The following is a 14,226-nucleotide window of genomic DNA, read 5'->3' as shown; positions in this document are numbered from 1 at the left end:
CGTCGTCTGCGTCGGTCTCGCGACTGCCCCTTTGAGTCCCACCCCGCCCCGCACAGCACCTCGTGCCTCCCCAGCCTCGTCGCTGGCGCCGTCGGCGCCAGCGACTCCCTCGCGCGTGCGACTCGCGACCGCCTTCGGCGGCCGCTCGCCGGCACGCGCCACCGCGCTATTTAAATGGCTCGTGGAGGAGACGGCGAGGCCGTCACTCGCGCTCCCCGTGAATGGCCTCAAAGAGCCCGACCGCGAGCAGCGCGACGCCGCCGAGCCCGCCGCCGAGCCTCGCCAGCCCGCCCACGGGGGTTCGGTCCAGCCGCTCCCGCGAGTAGCTCCCGAGGACCCTGTACGACTCGCCGTCGACGCGCAGGTCGTCGGTCCCGGCGAGCCGGTCGGCGCAGTTGGTCTCGCCGAGCGCCCACTCCCCGGCGGTCGAGGTACGTTCGACGAGGAGGTCGACCGATCCGGGCGCGACCCGATACCCCCGGATCGAGACGTTGCGCCCGTCGGCGAGGGCGACCGCGGCGTCGGCGCAGCGCGCGGGGAGGTCGGCGGCGTTCACGGTCGCGTGCCGGTCGAGCCCCGCGCCCGCCCGAAACGTCGCCTCCCAGCCGACGACGCTCACGTCCGCGGCGGCGGCGAGCAGGAGGAGGGCGCCCGGGACGGCGAGGAGTCGGCGGTCCATCGCGCCGGGCGAGTAGCTCCGAGCGAAGTATATGCTTTGTGTGCCCCGCGCGGTCGGTCGGGGGTGCGACGCGGCGGGGCGAACGGCTACCGCGGGTCCGCTACCGCTGGGCCGTCACTCCAGGTCGAGCAGCGCCGCGATCTCGTCGAGGTAGTCGTCGTAGACGCCGACGGCGGACTCGATCGGGTCGGGCGAGGCCATGTCGATGCCGGCGAGCTCGACGACCTCCAGCGGGTACTTCGAGCCGCCGGCCTTCAGCATCTCGCGGTAGTCGGCGGCCGCGGACTCGCCCTCGTCGAGGACGCGCTCGACGATGGCGGCCGCGGCGGAGATGCCGGTCGCGTACTGGTAGACGTAGAAGTCGTAGTAGAAGTGCGGGATGCGCTGCCACTCGCGCTCGATGCCGCCCGTGAGCTCGGCGGGCGCGTAGTAGTCGGCCTTCAGGTCGCCGTACATCTCGTCGAACGCGTCGGGGGTGAGCGCGTCGCCGGCCTCCACGCGCTCGTGGATCTGCTGTTCGAACGTCGCGAACATCGTCTGCCGGAAGAGGGTGGAGCGGAAGCGCTCGAGGTACTCGTCGAGGACGTGGGTGCGGAGCTCGTCGTCCTCGACGGTGTCGAGCAGGTGGTGGGTGAGCAGCGTCTCGTTGACCGTGGAGGCGATCTCCGCGACGAAGATCTCGTAGCTCGCGTCGTGCCACGGCTGGGCGTCGCCCGCCAGCTCCGAGTGCATCGAGTGCCCGAGCTCGTGGGCCAGCGTGTACATCGACGCGATGTCGTCCTGGTAGTTCATCATGATGTACGGCTGGGTGTCGTAGGTGCCCGAGGAGAACGCGCCCGAGCGCTTCCCCCGGTTCTCGTACACGTCGACCCACCGCGAGTCGAGCCCCTCGGCCAGCCGCTCCTGGTAGGCGTCGCCGAGCGGCGCGACCGCCTCGATCACCCACTCGCGGGCCTGCTCGTACTCCACGTCCGGCCCTTGGTCGCCCGTCAGCGACATGTAGAGGTCGTGGCTCTGGAGTTGGTCGACGCCGAGCGCCGCCTCCTTCAGCTCCGCGTGGCGGTGGAGCACGTCGAGGTTGTCGTCGACGGTGTCGACGAGGGTGTCGTACACCTCGACCGGGACGTTCGAGTCGTCGAGCGCGGCGGCCCGCGCGGAGTCGTAGTCGCGGATCTCGGCGCTCGTGACGTGCTCGCGGACGGCCTTCTCTAAAGAGGTGCCGACCGTGTTGCGCACGTCGGCCCACTCGTCGTAGAACGTCTCATGGATGCGCTCGCGGAACTCGCGGTCCGGGTTCGTCTGGAGCTTCGTGAAGTTCGCCTGCGTGATCTCGACCTCCTCGCCGTCGGGGTCCTCGACGACGCCGTAGGTCATGTCGGCGTTCGTCAGCATCGAGTAGATCTCACTCGGCGCGTCGGTGACCTCCGAGAGGTCCGCCAGCACCTCCTCGACCTCGCTCGACCGCGTGTGCGGCTTCTTCCGCAGGACGTCGTCGAGGTAGTGCTCGTACTCGGCGAGGGCGGGCTCGTCGTCGACGAAGGCCTCGACGTCCGACTCCGTGAGCGACTGGATCTCGGGTTCGAGGTACGAGACCGCGCTCGACGCCTCGGAGCCGAGCGACGACGCCCGCGCGGACATCGCCTGGTACTCCTGGTTCCGCGTGTCCTCGGCGCTGCGCAGGCGGGCGTACGTCATCACCTGCTGGAGCTCGCGGAATATCTCCTCGCGCAGTTCGAGCAGTTCGAGGAGGGTGGCGGCGTCCTCGACCGCCCGCCCCTCGTAGGCGGCCAGCTCGTCGATCCGGTCGGCGACCGTCTCGTAGGCCGACTCCCACGCCTCGTCGTCGGCGTAGATGCCGTCGAGGTCCCACTTGTACTCGGCGTCGATTTCGGACCGCTCGGGAACCGAACTCATACCGTTCGGGTCGGCCTCCCGCACACTAAGCCTTGTCAAACCCCGCGCGGCGGACCGATATGCGTGCGAACCGGCACCACCCGTGACGTGTCAACGCGGCTCGTCCCGCCCCCCGCCGTCCTCGCCCTCGGCCCACGCCGCGAGGTCGACGACGAGCACGAGCGCGTCCTCGCCGTCGCGGTAGTAGCCGCCGACCCGGCGGATCGGCTCGAACCCCTCGTCGGCGTACAGCGACCGCGCCGGGTCGTTCCCCTCGCGCACTTCGAGCCGGACGACGGCCACGCCGGTCGCGCGGAGGCGGGCCAGCGCCGACCGGAGCAGCGTCCGACCGATCCCCTCGCCGCGGGCGTCGGGGTGGACGGCCAGGTCCTTGACGTGGCCGATGTCGCGGCCGTGGTTCGGGGTCCGGTCGGCGACGACGAACCCGACGACCGCGCCCGCCCGCTCCGCCACGAGGAACGCCGCCTCGTCGAGCAGCCGCTCGAAGGCGTCGTGCGGCCACGGGTCCGAGAAGCAGGCCCGCTCGATCCGGACCACCGCGAGGAGGTCGGCAGACTCGGCCCCTCGGATCGTGACGTCGGCGGCGCTCACGGGTCAGTTTGCGGCCCGCGGGGAATAAACGCGCCGGGTCGACCGGGGCGGCGGCGCGCCGCCTCGCTCACGCCTCGATCCAGGGCTCGTCCGGGTCGGCGTCGGCGGCCTCGGGCGCGCGCACCTCGAAGCAGGCGCCGTCCGGCGGCCGGAGCCGGCGACCGTCGGCGAGGTCCACCGGGCCGTCCGCGGGCGTCCGCAGTTCGACGCGCCACCCGTGCGACTCGACCACCTCGCGGACGATGTCGAGCCCGTAGCCCGTCCCGTCCGCTCGCGTCGTGTACCCGGAGTCGAACACGGAGTCCCGGTCGTCGGGGTCGATCCCGGTCCCGTCGTCGGCGACGAGGAACCCCTCGTCGGTGGCGGTGACGAGGACGGTGAGACCGTCGTCCGCGTCGTCGTCGGACGCGGTCGCGTCGTCTTGGGGGTCGGGCGCGTCGCCGCCGGAGTCGGTCGCGTCGTCGTCTGGCTCGGACGCTCCCGCCTCCGAGGCCTCCGGCTTCCCGTGTTCCGTCGCGTTGCGGAACAGGTTCTCCAGCGCCTGGCGCACCCGGCCGCGGTCGCCGTACACCCGCGCGTCGCGGGCGACGACCAGGTCCGCGTCGTCCTCGCCCTCGGCGGCGGTCTCCCAGGCGTCGCGGGCGACGCTGGCGAGCGCGAACTCCGTCGGCTCGTCCATGCCGGTCCCCTGCCGCGCGAGGGTGAGCAGCTCCGAGACGAGCTGGTCGATCCGGTCGACGGCGCGCTCGCCGCGTTCGAGGGGCTCCGCCTCGCCGCGCAGCCGCGCCATCTCGATCGACCCCCGGATCACCGACAGCGGGTTCCGCAGGTCGTGCGAGACGATGCTCGCGAAGCGGTCGAGCCGCTCGTTGCGGTCGGTGAGCCGCCGCTCGCGCGCCTTCCGCGCGCTCACGTCCCGGGAGTTGATGAGCAGCTCGCCGACGGGGCTGTCGGCCGGCAGCGAGCGGGTCCGCGACTCCAGCCAGACCCAGTCGCCGTCGGCGGTGCGGTAGCGGTACTCCAGCGTCGGGGACGTGTCCGGCTCGTTGAGCGCGCGGTAGAACCGCTCGGTCACGCGCTCGCGGTCGTCCGGGTGGACGTAGCCGAGCGGGGAGCGCCCGACGGTCGACCCCTGCTCGTAGCCGAGCACTTCCGCGACGGAGGGGCTCTCGTAGACGACGAGTCCGTCCCCGTCGACGACCGTGACGAGGTCGCTGCCGTACTCTAAGAAGGCGCGGTAGCGCTCCGGGAAGGTGCGGTCGACGTCGACGCGCCGGACCGTGACGATCCGGCCGCCGAACTGCGGGGCGAGTTCCTCGTCGACGACGGACTCGACCCACGCGTACCCGCCGCTCGCGCGGCGGATTCGGTGGGTGACCGTCCGACTCGTCGCGACCGCGGACAGCGCGTCGGCGACCGGCTCGCGGTCGCTCGGGTGGACGCGGTCGAGGAGGTCGCTGCCCACGAGTTCGCCGCGGTCCACGCCGACGACGTCCGGCGCCGACGGCCCCGCGAACAGCACTTCGCCGTCGACGGCCACGGCCAGCAGGAAGCGGTCCGCCTCGGCGGGCCCGGACCCGCGCTCGGCGGGCGTCGCGTCGACGCCGGCCGACGCCTCGTCGGCGTCGGCTACGGGGGATGTCGGTCGGGCACCGCGGTCGGTCGACCCGGTCGCCCGCTCCCCGTCGCCGGGCGGCGCGTCGACCGCGGACCGGTCTTCGGCGTCGGGGGCGTCGCCCTCGTCGGCGCCGCGGCGCGACGTCGACGTGTCGGATGGCCGGAGGGTCACAGTCGGTTCTACCAGAGGGTACGACTACGAGGTGATAAAACCGCGCGCCTTCGAAATCAGAACTGATAATTAACTATCGGGCGGCCGATGAACTCTGGCCGCGTGCCACCGTTGGTGCCCGCCGAAGCCTTGCGAACCGTGAGATGTTGCCGCAGCGAGGCTTATACCTCGTCGACGGCGGCACCGACGACGACGCCTTCGAGTGGCAGACCGATCCGCGGCCGGCGGCCGAGGATCCGAGTCAGAAGCGTTAAACGCTCGCCGCGGGTACCGGCTCGTGAGGGCGCGTAGCTCAGCGGACAGAGCACTTGGTTCCGGACCAAGACGCCGCGGGTTCAAATCCCGTCGCGCCCGCTTACTGACGAACCGTTTCACGACTAATGCCAATTCTACCGTAGCGACTCGCTACGCCCCGGAATCGCCTGAATCGATTCCTTCCGAACCCGGTCTTGAAATCGGGTTGAATACGGCACCGATCGCGACCCCTTCGCGTCGGCCGATCGACCCAACCAACTTCGGGGTGATCTCCGGATGATGGAGCTCCGCGTCGACCCCGACGAGTCCGGAGTCTGTCTGGAGTGCGGGTCGCACCTCTCGCCGCGGTTCGGTCGGGTTCACGGCGATGACGACGATCGCGCTGGCGCCACTCCGACCCGGAATCGCTCCGCCGGCCCGATCGCGAACGCGCCGCTCAGGCGGACCGGTCGCCGACGAACCGTTCCGGGGCGACCGAGCGAACGATCCGCGACGGACGCACCGCGCGCCCGCTGACGAGGAGGAAGCCGACGAAGATCACGCCGAACCCCGCGACGGACAGCGCCGAGAGGGTCTCCCCGAGCAGCGCCCACCCGCCCACCGCCGAGACGACCGGGACGAAGTAGAAAAGCAGGTTCGCCCGCGTCGCGTCGGTCTCGTCGATCAGCGCGAAGTAGGCGAGGTACGCGACGGCGCCCGAACAGACGCCGACGTACAGCAGCGCGGCGACCGCGACGGGCGGCACCGCGAGCGAGGCCACGGACTCGCCGGCGCCGACGCTGAGGGCGTGCGAGAGGACGGCGGCCAGCGGGACCCCCCAGACGGTGCGGGCGGTGCTCGACAGCGTCGCCTCGGCGCGGCGGATCGCCACCGCACCGAACGCGCTCGTCACCGCGGCCGCGAAGAGGAGCGGGACGCCCATCCCGCCGCCGAGCAGCGCCGACGGCGAGGGGTTCGCCACGAGGACGACCCCGAGCAGTCCGAGTCCCATCCCGACGACGCCGCGGGGGGTGAGCCGGGCGTCCGCGAGCAGCAGCCCGGCGAACACCGGGGTGAGGATCGGGTTCAGGCTGAAGACGACGGCCGCGACTCCGCTCGTCACGTACTGTTGCCCGACGAACAGCAGCGCGTTCGTCAGTCCGATCACCAGCACGCCGGTCGCGAGGATCCCGGCGACGTCGCCGGCGGTCCGGGGACGGAGGTCCGCCCACGAGAGGCGCGTCGCCGCGAACGCGGCGAGGACGACGGCGCCGATGTCGAACCGCACGGCGACGAAGAACAGCGGCGGCAGGTGCGCGAGGCCGGTCTTGGCCGCGACGAACGTCCCGCCGAACAGCAGCGCCGAGACGGCGAACAGCGCGGCGGACCGTCGGGTGAACACGTTACGGTAACACCTCGGTTTCGCCGTCGGACGAACGGCCAATCGGAGCGGGAATATCGGTCACACTTCGACGAACGTCGCCCGGACATATAACGAAATTCAGAAAATGTTCGGCTTCGCGAAACGCCCGCCCACTACGACAGCGTTTCATCCCGTGAAATCCCCGCGGGGAGCGAAGCCGGTTTATCCGCGAGGGCACTGTACCGCGTTATGGAGGCGCCGCTCGAAGCGATCGAGTTCCTCGCGCGCTCGACCAACCGCGTCGAGGTCCTACGGCTGCTGGCGACCCGGCCGCACACGCGGGGCGAACTCGCGGCGGCGACCGGGGCGTCGCAGGCGACGCTCGGCCGCATCCTCGAGGACTTCGCCGAGCGCTCGTGGGTCAGGCGGGAGGGCGGCAGACACGTCGCGACCGCCACCGGCGAGCTGGTGGCGGACGGGATCGACGACCTCGTCGCCGTCCTGGAGACGGAGGGCAAGCTCCGCGACGTGGTCGCGTACCTGCCCACGGCCGAGTTCGGCTTCGACCTCCGTCGGCTCGCCGACGCGACGGTGACGGTGCCGAGCCGGACGCGACCGAGCGCGCCGCTTCAGCGCGTCCTCGACGGCATGGAGGGCGCGTCGACGCTGCGCGCGGTCTCGCACACCCTGAACGAGCAGAGCCTCTCGACGGCGCACGACCGCGTCGTGGCGGGTCGGCAGGCGTTCGAGGCCGTGCTCTCGCCGAGCGCGCTCGCGGCGCTCGCGGCCGACGACCGGCTGTGGACGCAGGTGCGCGCGCTCGTCGACCACGACGACGCGGCGATCCGCGTCGCCGACGGGGAAGTGCCGCTCTCGGTCACCGTCGCCGACGGCACCGTCTACCTGCTCGTGCGCGACGAGGGCGGGATCCTCCGCGCGGCGATCCACACCGACGACCCGGCCGTCCGCGACTGGGCCGGAGAGACGTTCTCCGAGTACTGGGCGGACGCGACGCCGTTCGATCCGGCGACGTTCGAAGCGTGACCCGTCGGCGCCCCGGTCCGCGGCGGAAGGGGCATCTCGACGAGCGGGACCGGGTGCGAGCCGCCGGCCTCACCCGTGAAACCGGTACAGCGACGTGACGTACGGCAGCCGGTTGAGCATCCACACCGCGACCGGCACCCCCACGACCGTAACCGCGAGCGCCGACGCGACGTTCGCCCACAGCAGGCTCAGCCACCAGCCGACGAGGACGAAGTAGACCGCCCGCACGAGGAGCGACCGCTGGCCGCGGGCCGAGTCGGGCTCCGAGAGCGACCGCGGCTCCGCGAGCGTGAGTACCGTCGGCACGAGGTTGATCAGCTTGATACCGACCGGGAGGAGGACGACCGTGACGTTGAGCAGCCACGCGACGTTGACGACGACCGGCGTCGCCCACCAGCCGACGAAGACGAACCACAGCGCGCGAACGAGCAGGGACCGTTGTGCCATCGCTCCCGATAGGTTCTCAGCGGGGAAACCCGTGTCGTCGCACGGAAGCGTCGACACCCCTACGGGCGTCGGCGGCGGTCGCCGTCCCGGCCGCCGTCGCGCTCGCCGACCCCAACCGACTTGCCCGGGGGGCGCGTCGCCCCGGCCATGTCCGATTCACCGGCCGGCTCGACGAGCCTCGAATTCGGCGTCCTCGGCACCGCGGGGATCGCCCGCAAAGCGGTCATCCCGGCGGTCGCCGCCAGCGATCACACCGTCGGCGCGGTGGCGTCCCGCGACGCCGCCCGCGCGGAGCGGTTCGCTGCCGAGAACGGGATCCCCCGCAGCTACGGCTCCTACGAGGCCCTGCTCGACGACGCCGCGCTCGACGCCGTGTACGTCCCGCTCCCGAACGGGAGCCACGCCGAGTGGACGAAACGCGCCGCCGACGCCGGCCTCCACGTCCTCTGCGAGAAGCCGCTGGCCGCCGACGCCGACGAGGCGCGCGACGCGGTCGCGCACTGCGAGGAGCGGGGCGTCACGCTGATGGAGGCGTTCATGTACCGCTATCACCCCCGCACCGAGCGCGCCGTCGCGCTCGCGGCGGACGAACTCGACGACGTGCGCACGGTGACGGCCACCTTCCGCTTCCCGCTGTACGACCGCCCGAACGACGTGCGGCTCGACCCCGGGCTCGCCGGCGGGTCGCTCATGGACGTGGGCTGTTACCCCGTCTCGCTCGCCCGGACGATCCTCGGGGAGCCCGACCGCGCCTACGCCCACGCCGGCGACACCCGCGGAGCCGGGGTCGACACGGAGCTCGCGGGCGTGCTCTCGTACGACGACGGCCGCTCGGCGCGGGTCGCGTCCGGCTTCGACACCCAGCTCGTCCAGCGGTACCGCGTCGACGCGACGAACGGCTGGGTCGAGGTCGAGCGCGCGTTCGACGCGCCGACCGACGAGCCGGTGGAGCTGACGTACGAGATCGACGGCCGACACGGGGCCGAGACGTTCCCCGCCGTCGACCAGTACCGGCTCCAGGTCGAGCACTTCGCCGAGCGCGTCGCCGACGGGAGCGCCCCTCTGACCGACGGCGAGGAGGCGGTCGCCAACATGGCGGTCATCGACGCGCTCGCCGAGAGCGCCGCCGACGGCGGCCCGGTCGACCTCTGACCGCGGGAACCGGATCCGAGCCGCCCTCGCCGGTCGCCGGCGCAGCGCCCCGGTGTCCGTCAGTCCTCGCTCGGCGCCGCGCGGCTCACCGGTCGATCCCGCCCCCGCCGTCGATGACGTCGCGGACCTCCGCCCGGGTCGTCACCGCGAGGTCGCCGTCGGTGGTGCGTTTCAGCGCCGCGGTCGCCGACCCCCACCGGAGCGCCGCGGGGAGGTCGCCGCCGCGCAGCCGCTCGGCGACGAAGCCGGCGACGAACGCGTCGCCGGTGCCGATCGCGTCGAACGTCTCCGCCTCGTACACGTCCTGCTCGTACACCGAGCCGTCGTGGAGCGCGACCGCCCCCTCCAGCTCGCGGGTGACGACCACCGTGTCGAAGCCGAACTCCGTGGCGAGCCCGTGGGCTATCTCGACGGCGCCGCCCTCGCGGTCGAGCACCTCCCGGGCGTCCCGCCGCGGGACGAACAGCGTGTCGACGTGCTCGAACAGGTCCTCGTAGGCCGCCCGCGCGGTCTCCGGGTCCCAGAGCTTCGCCCGGTAGTTCAGGTCGAACGAGCGCGTGGTCCCCGCCTCGCCGGCGGTCCGCAACAGCGCGGTCGTCGTCTCGGCCGTCGCCTCGGAGAGCGCGGGCGTGATCCCCGTCGTGTGGAACCAGTCCGCGGCCGCGACCGCGTCGGTCGGGAGCTCGTCGGGCTCGACGGTCGTGATCGCCGCGTCGGCGCGGTCGTAGATCACGTTCGTCCCGCGCGGCTCGCCGCCGTGCTCGAGGTAGTAGGTCCCCACGCGGCTCTCGTCCCCGTCGGCCCACGCGACGCTCGGGGTGACGCCGTGGCTCCGCAGCTCGGTCACGATCCGCCGACCGAGCGGCGAGTCGGGGAGCTTCGAGAGCCAGCGGGCGTCGGCGCCGAGCCGCGCGGCCCCGACCGCGACGTTGCTCTCCGCGCCGCCGGCCTGGACGGTGAACTCGCGCGTCGTCTCCAGCCGCTCGCCCCGCGGCGGCGACAGCCGGAGCATCGTCTCGCCGAACGTGACGAGGTCGGTCATCGGCGCCACCCCGCGGCGCAGGTCTCGAACGGGTTCATATTGGGTGCTACTCTCGGCCGATTATAAGAGGGGGTGATCGCCGTCGACCGACGAGTGTAGGGTGCGTCAGTAGCCCTCACAGTATATGAGAAGTATCGGGCGCACGCTCTCAGTGGGTCTCCGGGCTATGCCCTTCCGTGCCGGAATCGTTCGATGGAAAGGCACGCGTCGGCATCAGCAATTATCTCATTGTAATCGTCGTCCCCACCGATCAGTAGCGTCGCTCCAAGGCGGTCAGCAGTTGCGAGTGCGTATGCGTCACCGAGTGCGGGGTTGTAGTCGAGGATGTAGTCGGAAGCAGTCTCCCAAACTCGTTGCCCTTGAGTGGGATGGATACCGATCGTGCCGAGCCACTCGAAGTATTCGTCAGCGACGGATTCGCCGTATTTTCGGCCGAGGATGTAGCGTACTTCGGTCGCGTTCACCCGGTTCAAATACCCTTGTGAAACCCCGTCCGCAACAGCATCGAGGTATGCGGCAACCTTCTCATAGCCCGGTTCTTCATCCGCGTGCGCCACCAACGGCTCGGCGTCGAAGACGATCTCGGGCGGCGGCGAGTAGACTTCGCGACCGCTCACTCGGAATCACGCTCGGCTTTGTCGGCTTCTCGCTTCTCACGGAGCATTTCGCTCGCTGGATTGTCTGTCGACGGCTCACCAGAGCGAGCCGCGAATCCAGCCATCTCCTGCGCGGACCGGACGCGTTCGATCACCACCTCACCGTCATCGGTCTCGCGGAACGTCACCTGTCCCGGAGCGTCAATACCGAGCTTGTCACGGAACTTTTTCGGAATCGTTGCTTGTCCCGACGACGATACAGACACCGTCGCTGAGGTGTCCTCACCGCCTGATTCTGACTCGTCTTTCGACCTTGATTCGCTCATACTCTTAATTTACGAGCGTTAATAATATATTTTGGGTATTAATTTTCGGGACTTACTAATTTATCCGTTAGAGATTCACGAGTCACTTCTGAGTGCCGGGTGGGGCACAATCATATACGAACAGTGAGTGTGACGGGAGCCCTCGCGGTGCCCGGCCTCCCAGTCTCAACCGCGCGGTCCCCGCCTACTCCGCGTCCTCTCGCGCCCGGTAGTCCGGGAGCGTGTCGTCTTGCATCACCGCGCCGCGGCCGCCGTCGACGAGCAGCGCTGCCCCCGTGACGAAGGCGGCGTCGTCGCTCGCGAGGAAGGAGACGGCGCCGGCGACGTCGGCCGGCGTCCCGATCCGTCCGGTCGGGTGGATCGCCTCGACCTCCGCCAGCCGCCCCTCAGGCAGCTCGTCGCGCGTCCGCTCGACCTCCACCCAGCCGGGGACGACCGTGTTCACCCGGACGCGGGGACCGAAGTCGACCGCGAGCGAGCGCGTCATGCCGTTGATGCCCGCCTTGACGGCGTTGTACGGGAAGTGCGCCGGCATCGTCGCGTACGCGTGGTTCGACGAGACGTTCACGATCGCGCCCCGGTCCATGTGTTCGAGGGCGGCCCGCGCCGCCAGCCAGTACGCCCGGAAGTCCGTCTCGACGACGAACGCCCAGTCGTCGAGCGTCGCCTCGTCGGCGGCCGTCTCCGTCTGGACCCCGGCGTTGTTCACGAGCACGTCGACCGAGCCGTAGCGCTCGGCGGCCGCCTCCGCCAGCGCGGCCACGTCGTCCGGGTCGCGCATGTCGGCGCGGACGAACGTCGCGTCTCCTCGCTCGCCTCCCGCCGCGATCCGCTCGACGACGGCCTCGCCGGCCGCCTCCGAGCGCCCGCTGACCACGACGTTCGCCCCCTCGGCGGCCAGCCGCTCCGCGATGCCGGCGCCGATGCCCCTGGTCGACCCCGTCACGATCGCGGTCTCGCCGGCGAACCGGCCCGGGACCGCGCCCTCGGTCGGCGACTCCCGTCGCCGGGTCATCGGCTCTCCCCCCGTCGCCGCGTGTCGGTCGCCATCGGGATCACCACTCCGCGACCGACCCGTCGTCGTGGCGCCAGACGGGGTTGTGCCAGTCGACCGCCTCCTCGGCCTGCTCGCGCACGTGCGCCTCGTCGACCTCGATCCCGAGCCCGTCGCCGTCGGGGATGTCGACGAACCCGTCCCGATACTCGAACACCGACGGGTCGGCGAGGTAGTCCAACACGTCGCTCGTCTCGTTGTAGTGGATGTCGAGCGACTGCTCCTGAATGAGCGCGTTCGGCGTGCAGGCGTCGACCTGGATACAGGACGCGAGCGCGATCGGGCCGAGCGGGCAGTGCGGCGCGACCGACACGTCGTACGCCTCGGCCATCGAGGCGATCTTCTTCAGCTCGGTGATCCCGCCGGCGTGGGAGACGTCCGGCTGGATCAGGTCCACCGCGTCCCCCTCCAGCACCTCCTTGAAGTCCCACCGCGAGTACATCCGCTCGCCGGTCGCGATCGGGATCGTCGTCGACGCCCGGATCGCCGGCAGCGCGTCGTTGTTCTCGGGCAGCACCGGCTCCTCGATGAACATCGGGTCGTACGGCTCCAGCGCGGCCGCGAGCCGGCGGGCCATCGGCTTCGCCACTCGACCGTGGAAGTCGACGCCGACGTCGACCTCGTCGCCCACCGCCTCCCGGACGGCCGCGATCCGGTCGGCCGCGGCGTCGACCGCGGCCGGCGAGTCGATCGACTCCAGCTCCGGGGTGGCGTTCATCTTCAGCGCGGAGAAGCCGGCGTCGACCTTCTCGCGGGCGGCCTCGCCCACGTCCGCCGGCCGGTCGCCGCCGATCCACTGGTAGACGCGGATCCGGTCTCGCGCGCGGCCGCCGAGCAGCTCGTGGACGGGCGCGCCGAACCGCTTCCCCTTGATGTCCCACAGCGCTTGGTCGATGCCGGCGATGGCGCTCATCAGGACCGGCCCGCCGCGGTAGAAGCCGCCGCGGTACATCGTCTGCCAGTGGTCCTCGATCCGCGCCGGGTCCTCGCCGAGCAGGTAGTCGTCGAGCAGCTCCTCGACGGCCGCGACGACCGTGTGGGACCGCCCCTCCACGATCGGTTCCCCCCAGCCGACGGTCCCGTCGCTCGTCGTGAGCTTCAGGAACAGCCAACGGGGCGGCACTTCGAACAGCTCGTAGTCGGTGATGTGCATGGTGTGTTGGGGTCTCCGGACCGGTCCGACGGCCGCGGGACTCGGGCGTCGTCCGTCGCCGCCGGCGGCCGACGCGGACCGGTCCGTCGCCTCGGTCGTACTTCCCCGTCCGTCCGTTAAATAGCGGGCGGGTGCGGCCGCGGTTCGCCCACGCGGCCGCGACACACCTCGATTTAAGCCCCCGCGACGAGCAGGTACCGACCATGCGAACCGACCGACTCGACCGGATCACGGACGGCGGCGTGATCGCGATCCTCCGCGGCGTCGAGCGCGACGACGCCGTGCGGGTCGCGGACGCGGTCGTCGACGCCGGCGTGACGGCGCTGGAGGTGACGGCGGACACGCCGGACGCGACGGCGTCGATCGCGGCGATCGCCGACCGCGTCGACGACGCCGTCGTCGGCGCCGGCACCGTCCTCGACGCGGAGACCGCGCGCGCGGCGCAGCTCGCCGGCGCCGAGTTCCTCGTGACGCCGACGGTGAACCGCGACGTGATCCGCACCGCGAACCGCTACGGGACGCCGATCGCGGTCGGGGCGTACACGCCGACCGAGGCGCTCGACGCCTTCGAGGCGGGCGCCGACCTCGTGAAGGTGTTCCCCGCGGCGACCGGCGGCCCGGACCACGTCGCGGCGATCGGCGGCCCGCTCGGTCAGATCCCGCTCGTCCCGACCGGCGGCGTCGGCGCGGACGACGCCGGCGACTACGTCGAGGCGGGCGCGGCCGCGGTCGGCGTCGGCAGTTCGATCGTCGACGGCGAGGCGATCGCCGCCGGCGACTTCGACGCGGTCCGGTCGAACGCGCGCGCGGTGGTCGAGGCCGTCGCGGCGGCCCGTGAGTGA

At 71.5% G+C, this 14,226-nt stretch carries 14 protein-coding genes and 1 tRNA gene; 4 read left to right on the top strand and 11 right to left on the bottom strand.

All coding sequences use genetic code 11. The features are described from left to right. Nucleotides 1–202 precede the first annotated feature (202 nt). The 4 genes from DVK05_RS10250 to DVK05_RS10235 all read right to left on the bottom strand — a co-directional run bounded on the left by DVK05_RS10250 (nucleotide 203) and on the right by DVK05_RS10235 (nucleotide 4,973). Nucleotides 203–679 (bottom strand): hypothetical protein, encoded by a 477-nt coding sequence (locus tag DVK05_RS10250; RefSeq protein WP_121563255.1) that lies wholly within the window; start codon nucleotides 677–679, stop codon nucleotides 203–205. 114 nt (nucleotides 680–793) lie between these two features. Then, complete coding sequence (gene pepF / locus DVK05_RS10245; RefSeq protein ID WP_121563254.1) at nucleotides 794–2,593, bottom strand: oligoendopeptidase F; 1,800 nt, start codon at nucleotides 2,591–2,593, stop codon at nucleotides 794–796. A 90-nt stretch (nucleotides 2,594–2,683) separates the two neighbouring features. Then, nucleotides 2,684–3,184: a ribosomal protein S18-alanine N-acetyltransferase gene (gene rimI, locus DVK05_RS10240; protein WP_121563253.1), complete on the bottom strand. Its 501-nt coding sequence runs from the start codon at nucleotides 3,182–3,184 to the stop codon at nucleotides 2,684–2,686. A 67-nt stretch (nucleotides 3,185–3,251) separates the two neighbouring features. Next, entirely contained in the window at nucleotides 3,252–4,973 is a 1,722-nt protein-coding gene (locus DVK05_RS10235; protein ID WP_121563252.1) for a PAS domain-containing protein, read from the bottom strand. A 281-nt stretch (nucleotides 4,974–5,254) separates the two neighbouring features. Here DVK05_RS10235 and DVK05_RS10225 point away from each other — a divergent pair. Next, nucleotides 5,255–5,327: transfer RNA gene (locus tag DVK05_RS10225), tRNA-Arg, on the top strand. Between the two features lie 337 nt (nucleotides 5,328–5,664). On the opposite strand, the gene DVK05_RS10215 is transcribed toward DVK05_RS10225, so the two are convergent. Then, nucleotides 5,665–6,609 (bottom strand): DMT family transporter, encoded by a 945-nt coding sequence (locus DVK05_RS10215; RefSeq protein ID WP_121563250.1) that lies wholly within the window; start codon nucleotides 6,607–6,609, stop codon nucleotides 5,665–5,667. Nucleotides 6,610–6,819: 210 nt separating this feature from the next. Here DVK05_RS10215 and DVK05_RS10210 point away from each other — a divergent pair, with 210 nt between their 5' ends. After that, complete coding sequence (locus tag DVK05_RS10210; RefSeq protein ID WP_121563249.1) at nucleotides 6,820–7,614, top strand: winged helix-turn-helix domain-containing protein; 795 nt, start codon at nucleotides 6,820–6,822, stop codon at nucleotides 7,612–7,614. 69 nt (nucleotides 7,615–7,683) lie between these two features. Here the strand turns inward: DVK05_RS10210 and DVK05_RS10205 are convergent, their stop codons facing one another. Continuing rightward, on the bottom strand, nucleotides 7,684–8,061 hold the full coding sequence (locus tag DVK05_RS10205) for a YccF domain-containing protein (protein ID WP_121563248.1): 378 nt from the start codon (nucleotides 8,059–8,061) through the stop codon (nucleotides 7,684–7,686). A gap of 147 nt (nucleotides 8,062–8,208) precedes the next feature. On the opposite strand from DVK05_RS10205, the gene DVK05_RS10200 reads away from it, so the two are divergent. After that, nucleotides 8,209–9,213, top strand: a complete 1,005-nt coding sequence (locus tag DVK05_RS10200; protein ID WP_121563247.1) for a Gfo/Idh/MocA family protein — start codon at nucleotides 8,209–8,211, stop codon at nucleotides 9,211–9,213. Between the two features lie 85 nt (nucleotides 9,214–9,298). Here the strand turns inward: DVK05_RS10200 and kdgK1 are convergent, their stop codons facing one another. From kdgK1 to dgoD, 5 genes are all read right to left on the bottom strand, one after another. Beyond that, nucleotides 9,299–10,255, bottom strand: a complete 957-nt coding sequence (gene kdgK1 / locus DVK05_RS10195) for a bifunctional 2-dehydro-3-deoxygluconokinase/2-dehydro-3-deoxygalactonokinase (protein ID WP_121563402.1) — start codon at nucleotides 10,253–10,255, stop codon at nucleotides 9,299–9,301. A 164-nt stretch (nucleotides 10,256–10,419) separates the two neighbouring features. Beyond that, nucleotides 10,420–10,872 carry a PIN domain-containing protein gene (locus DVK05_RS10190; RefSeq protein ID WP_233559362.1) on the bottom strand — a complete coding sequence of 151 codons (453 nt, stop codon included), beginning with the start codon at nucleotides 10,870–10,872 and terminating at the stop codon, nucleotides 10,420–10,422. After that, nucleotides 10,869–11,177 carry an AbrB/MazE/SpoVT family DNA-binding domain-containing protein gene (locus DVK05_RS10185; protein ID WP_121563246.1) on the bottom strand — a complete coding sequence of 103 codons (309 nt, stop codon included), beginning with the start codon at nucleotides 11,175–11,177 and terminating at the stop codon, nucleotides 10,869–10,871. The genes DVK05_RS10190 and DVK05_RS10185 overlap by 4 nt, the downstream gene beginning before the upstream one ends. A gap of 184 nt (nucleotides 11,178–11,361) precedes the next feature. Next, on the bottom strand, nucleotides 11,362–12,192 hold the full coding sequence (locus DVK05_RS10180) for an SDR family NAD(P)-dependent oxidoreductase (RefSeq protein WP_121563245.1): 831 nt from the start codon (nucleotides 12,190–12,192) through the stop codon (nucleotides 11,362–11,364). A gap of 40 nt (nucleotides 12,193–12,232) precedes the next feature. Beyond that, nucleotides 12,233–13,384, bottom strand: coding sequence for a galactonate dehydratase (gene dgoD / locus DVK05_RS10175; protein WP_121563244.1), 1,152 nt, complete (start codon nucleotides 13,382–13,384; stop codon nucleotides 12,233–12,235). A 203-nt stretch (nucleotides 13,385–13,587) separates the two neighbouring features. On the opposite strand from dgoD, the gene DVK05_RS10170 reads away from it, so the two are divergent. Beyond that, nucleotides 13,588–14,226, top strand: a complete 639-nt coding sequence (locus DVK05_RS10170; RefSeq protein WP_121563243.1) for a bifunctional 4-hydroxy-2-oxoglutarate aldolase/2-dehydro-3-deoxy-phosphogluconate aldolase — start codon at nucleotides 13,588–13,590, stop codon at nucleotides 14,224–14,226.

Source organism: Halorubrum sp. Atlit-8R, assembly GCF_003666025.1.
Classification (GTDB): Archaea; Halobacteriota; Halobacteria; order Halobacteriales; family Haloferacaceae; genus Halorubrum; species Halorubrum salinarum.
Note: the sequence above shows the minus strand (reverse complement) of the source record. Positions and strands in the feature narration are given on the sequence as shown.

Coding starts and splice junctions, on each gene's coding strand:
- DVK05_RS10250 (WP_121563255.1), bottom strand. CDS start 679: ATGGACCGCCGACTCCTCGCCGTCCCGGGCGCCCTCCTCCTGCTCGCC.
- pepF (WP_121563254.1), bottom strand. CDS start 2,593: ATGAGTTCGGTTCCCGAGCGGTCCGAAATCGACGCCGAGTACAAGTGG.
- DVK05_RS10210 (WP_121563249.1), top strand. CDS start 6,820: ATGGAGGCGCCGCTCGAAGCGATCGAGTTCCTCGCGCGCTCGACCAAC.
- DVK05_RS10205 (WP_121563248.1), bottom strand. CDS start 8,061: ATGGCACAACGGTCCCTGCTCGTTCGCGCGCTGTGGTTCGTCTTCGTC.
- DVK05_RS10200 (WP_121563247.1), top strand. CDS start 8,209: ATGTCCGATTCACCGGCCGGCTCGACGAGCCTCGAATTCGGCGTCCTC.
- kdgK1 (WP_121563402.1), bottom strand. CDS start 10,255: ATGACCGACCTCGTCACGTTCGGCGAGACGATGCTCCGGCTGTCGCCG.
- DVK05_RS10185 (WP_121563246.1), bottom strand. CDS start 11,177: ATGAGCGAATCAAGGTCGAAAGACGAGTCAGAATCAGGCGGTGAGGAC.
- DVK05_RS10180 (WP_121563245.1), bottom strand. CDS start 12,192: ATGACCCGGCGACGGGAGTCGCCGACCGAGGGCGCGGTCCCGGGCCGG.
- dgoD (WP_121563244.1), bottom strand. CDS start 13,384: ATGCACATCACCGACTACGAGCTGTTCGAAGTGCCGCCCCGTTGGCTG.
- DVK05_RS10170 (WP_121563243.1), top strand. CDS start 13,588: ATGCGAACCGACCGACTCGACCGGATCACGGACGGCGGCGTGATCGCG.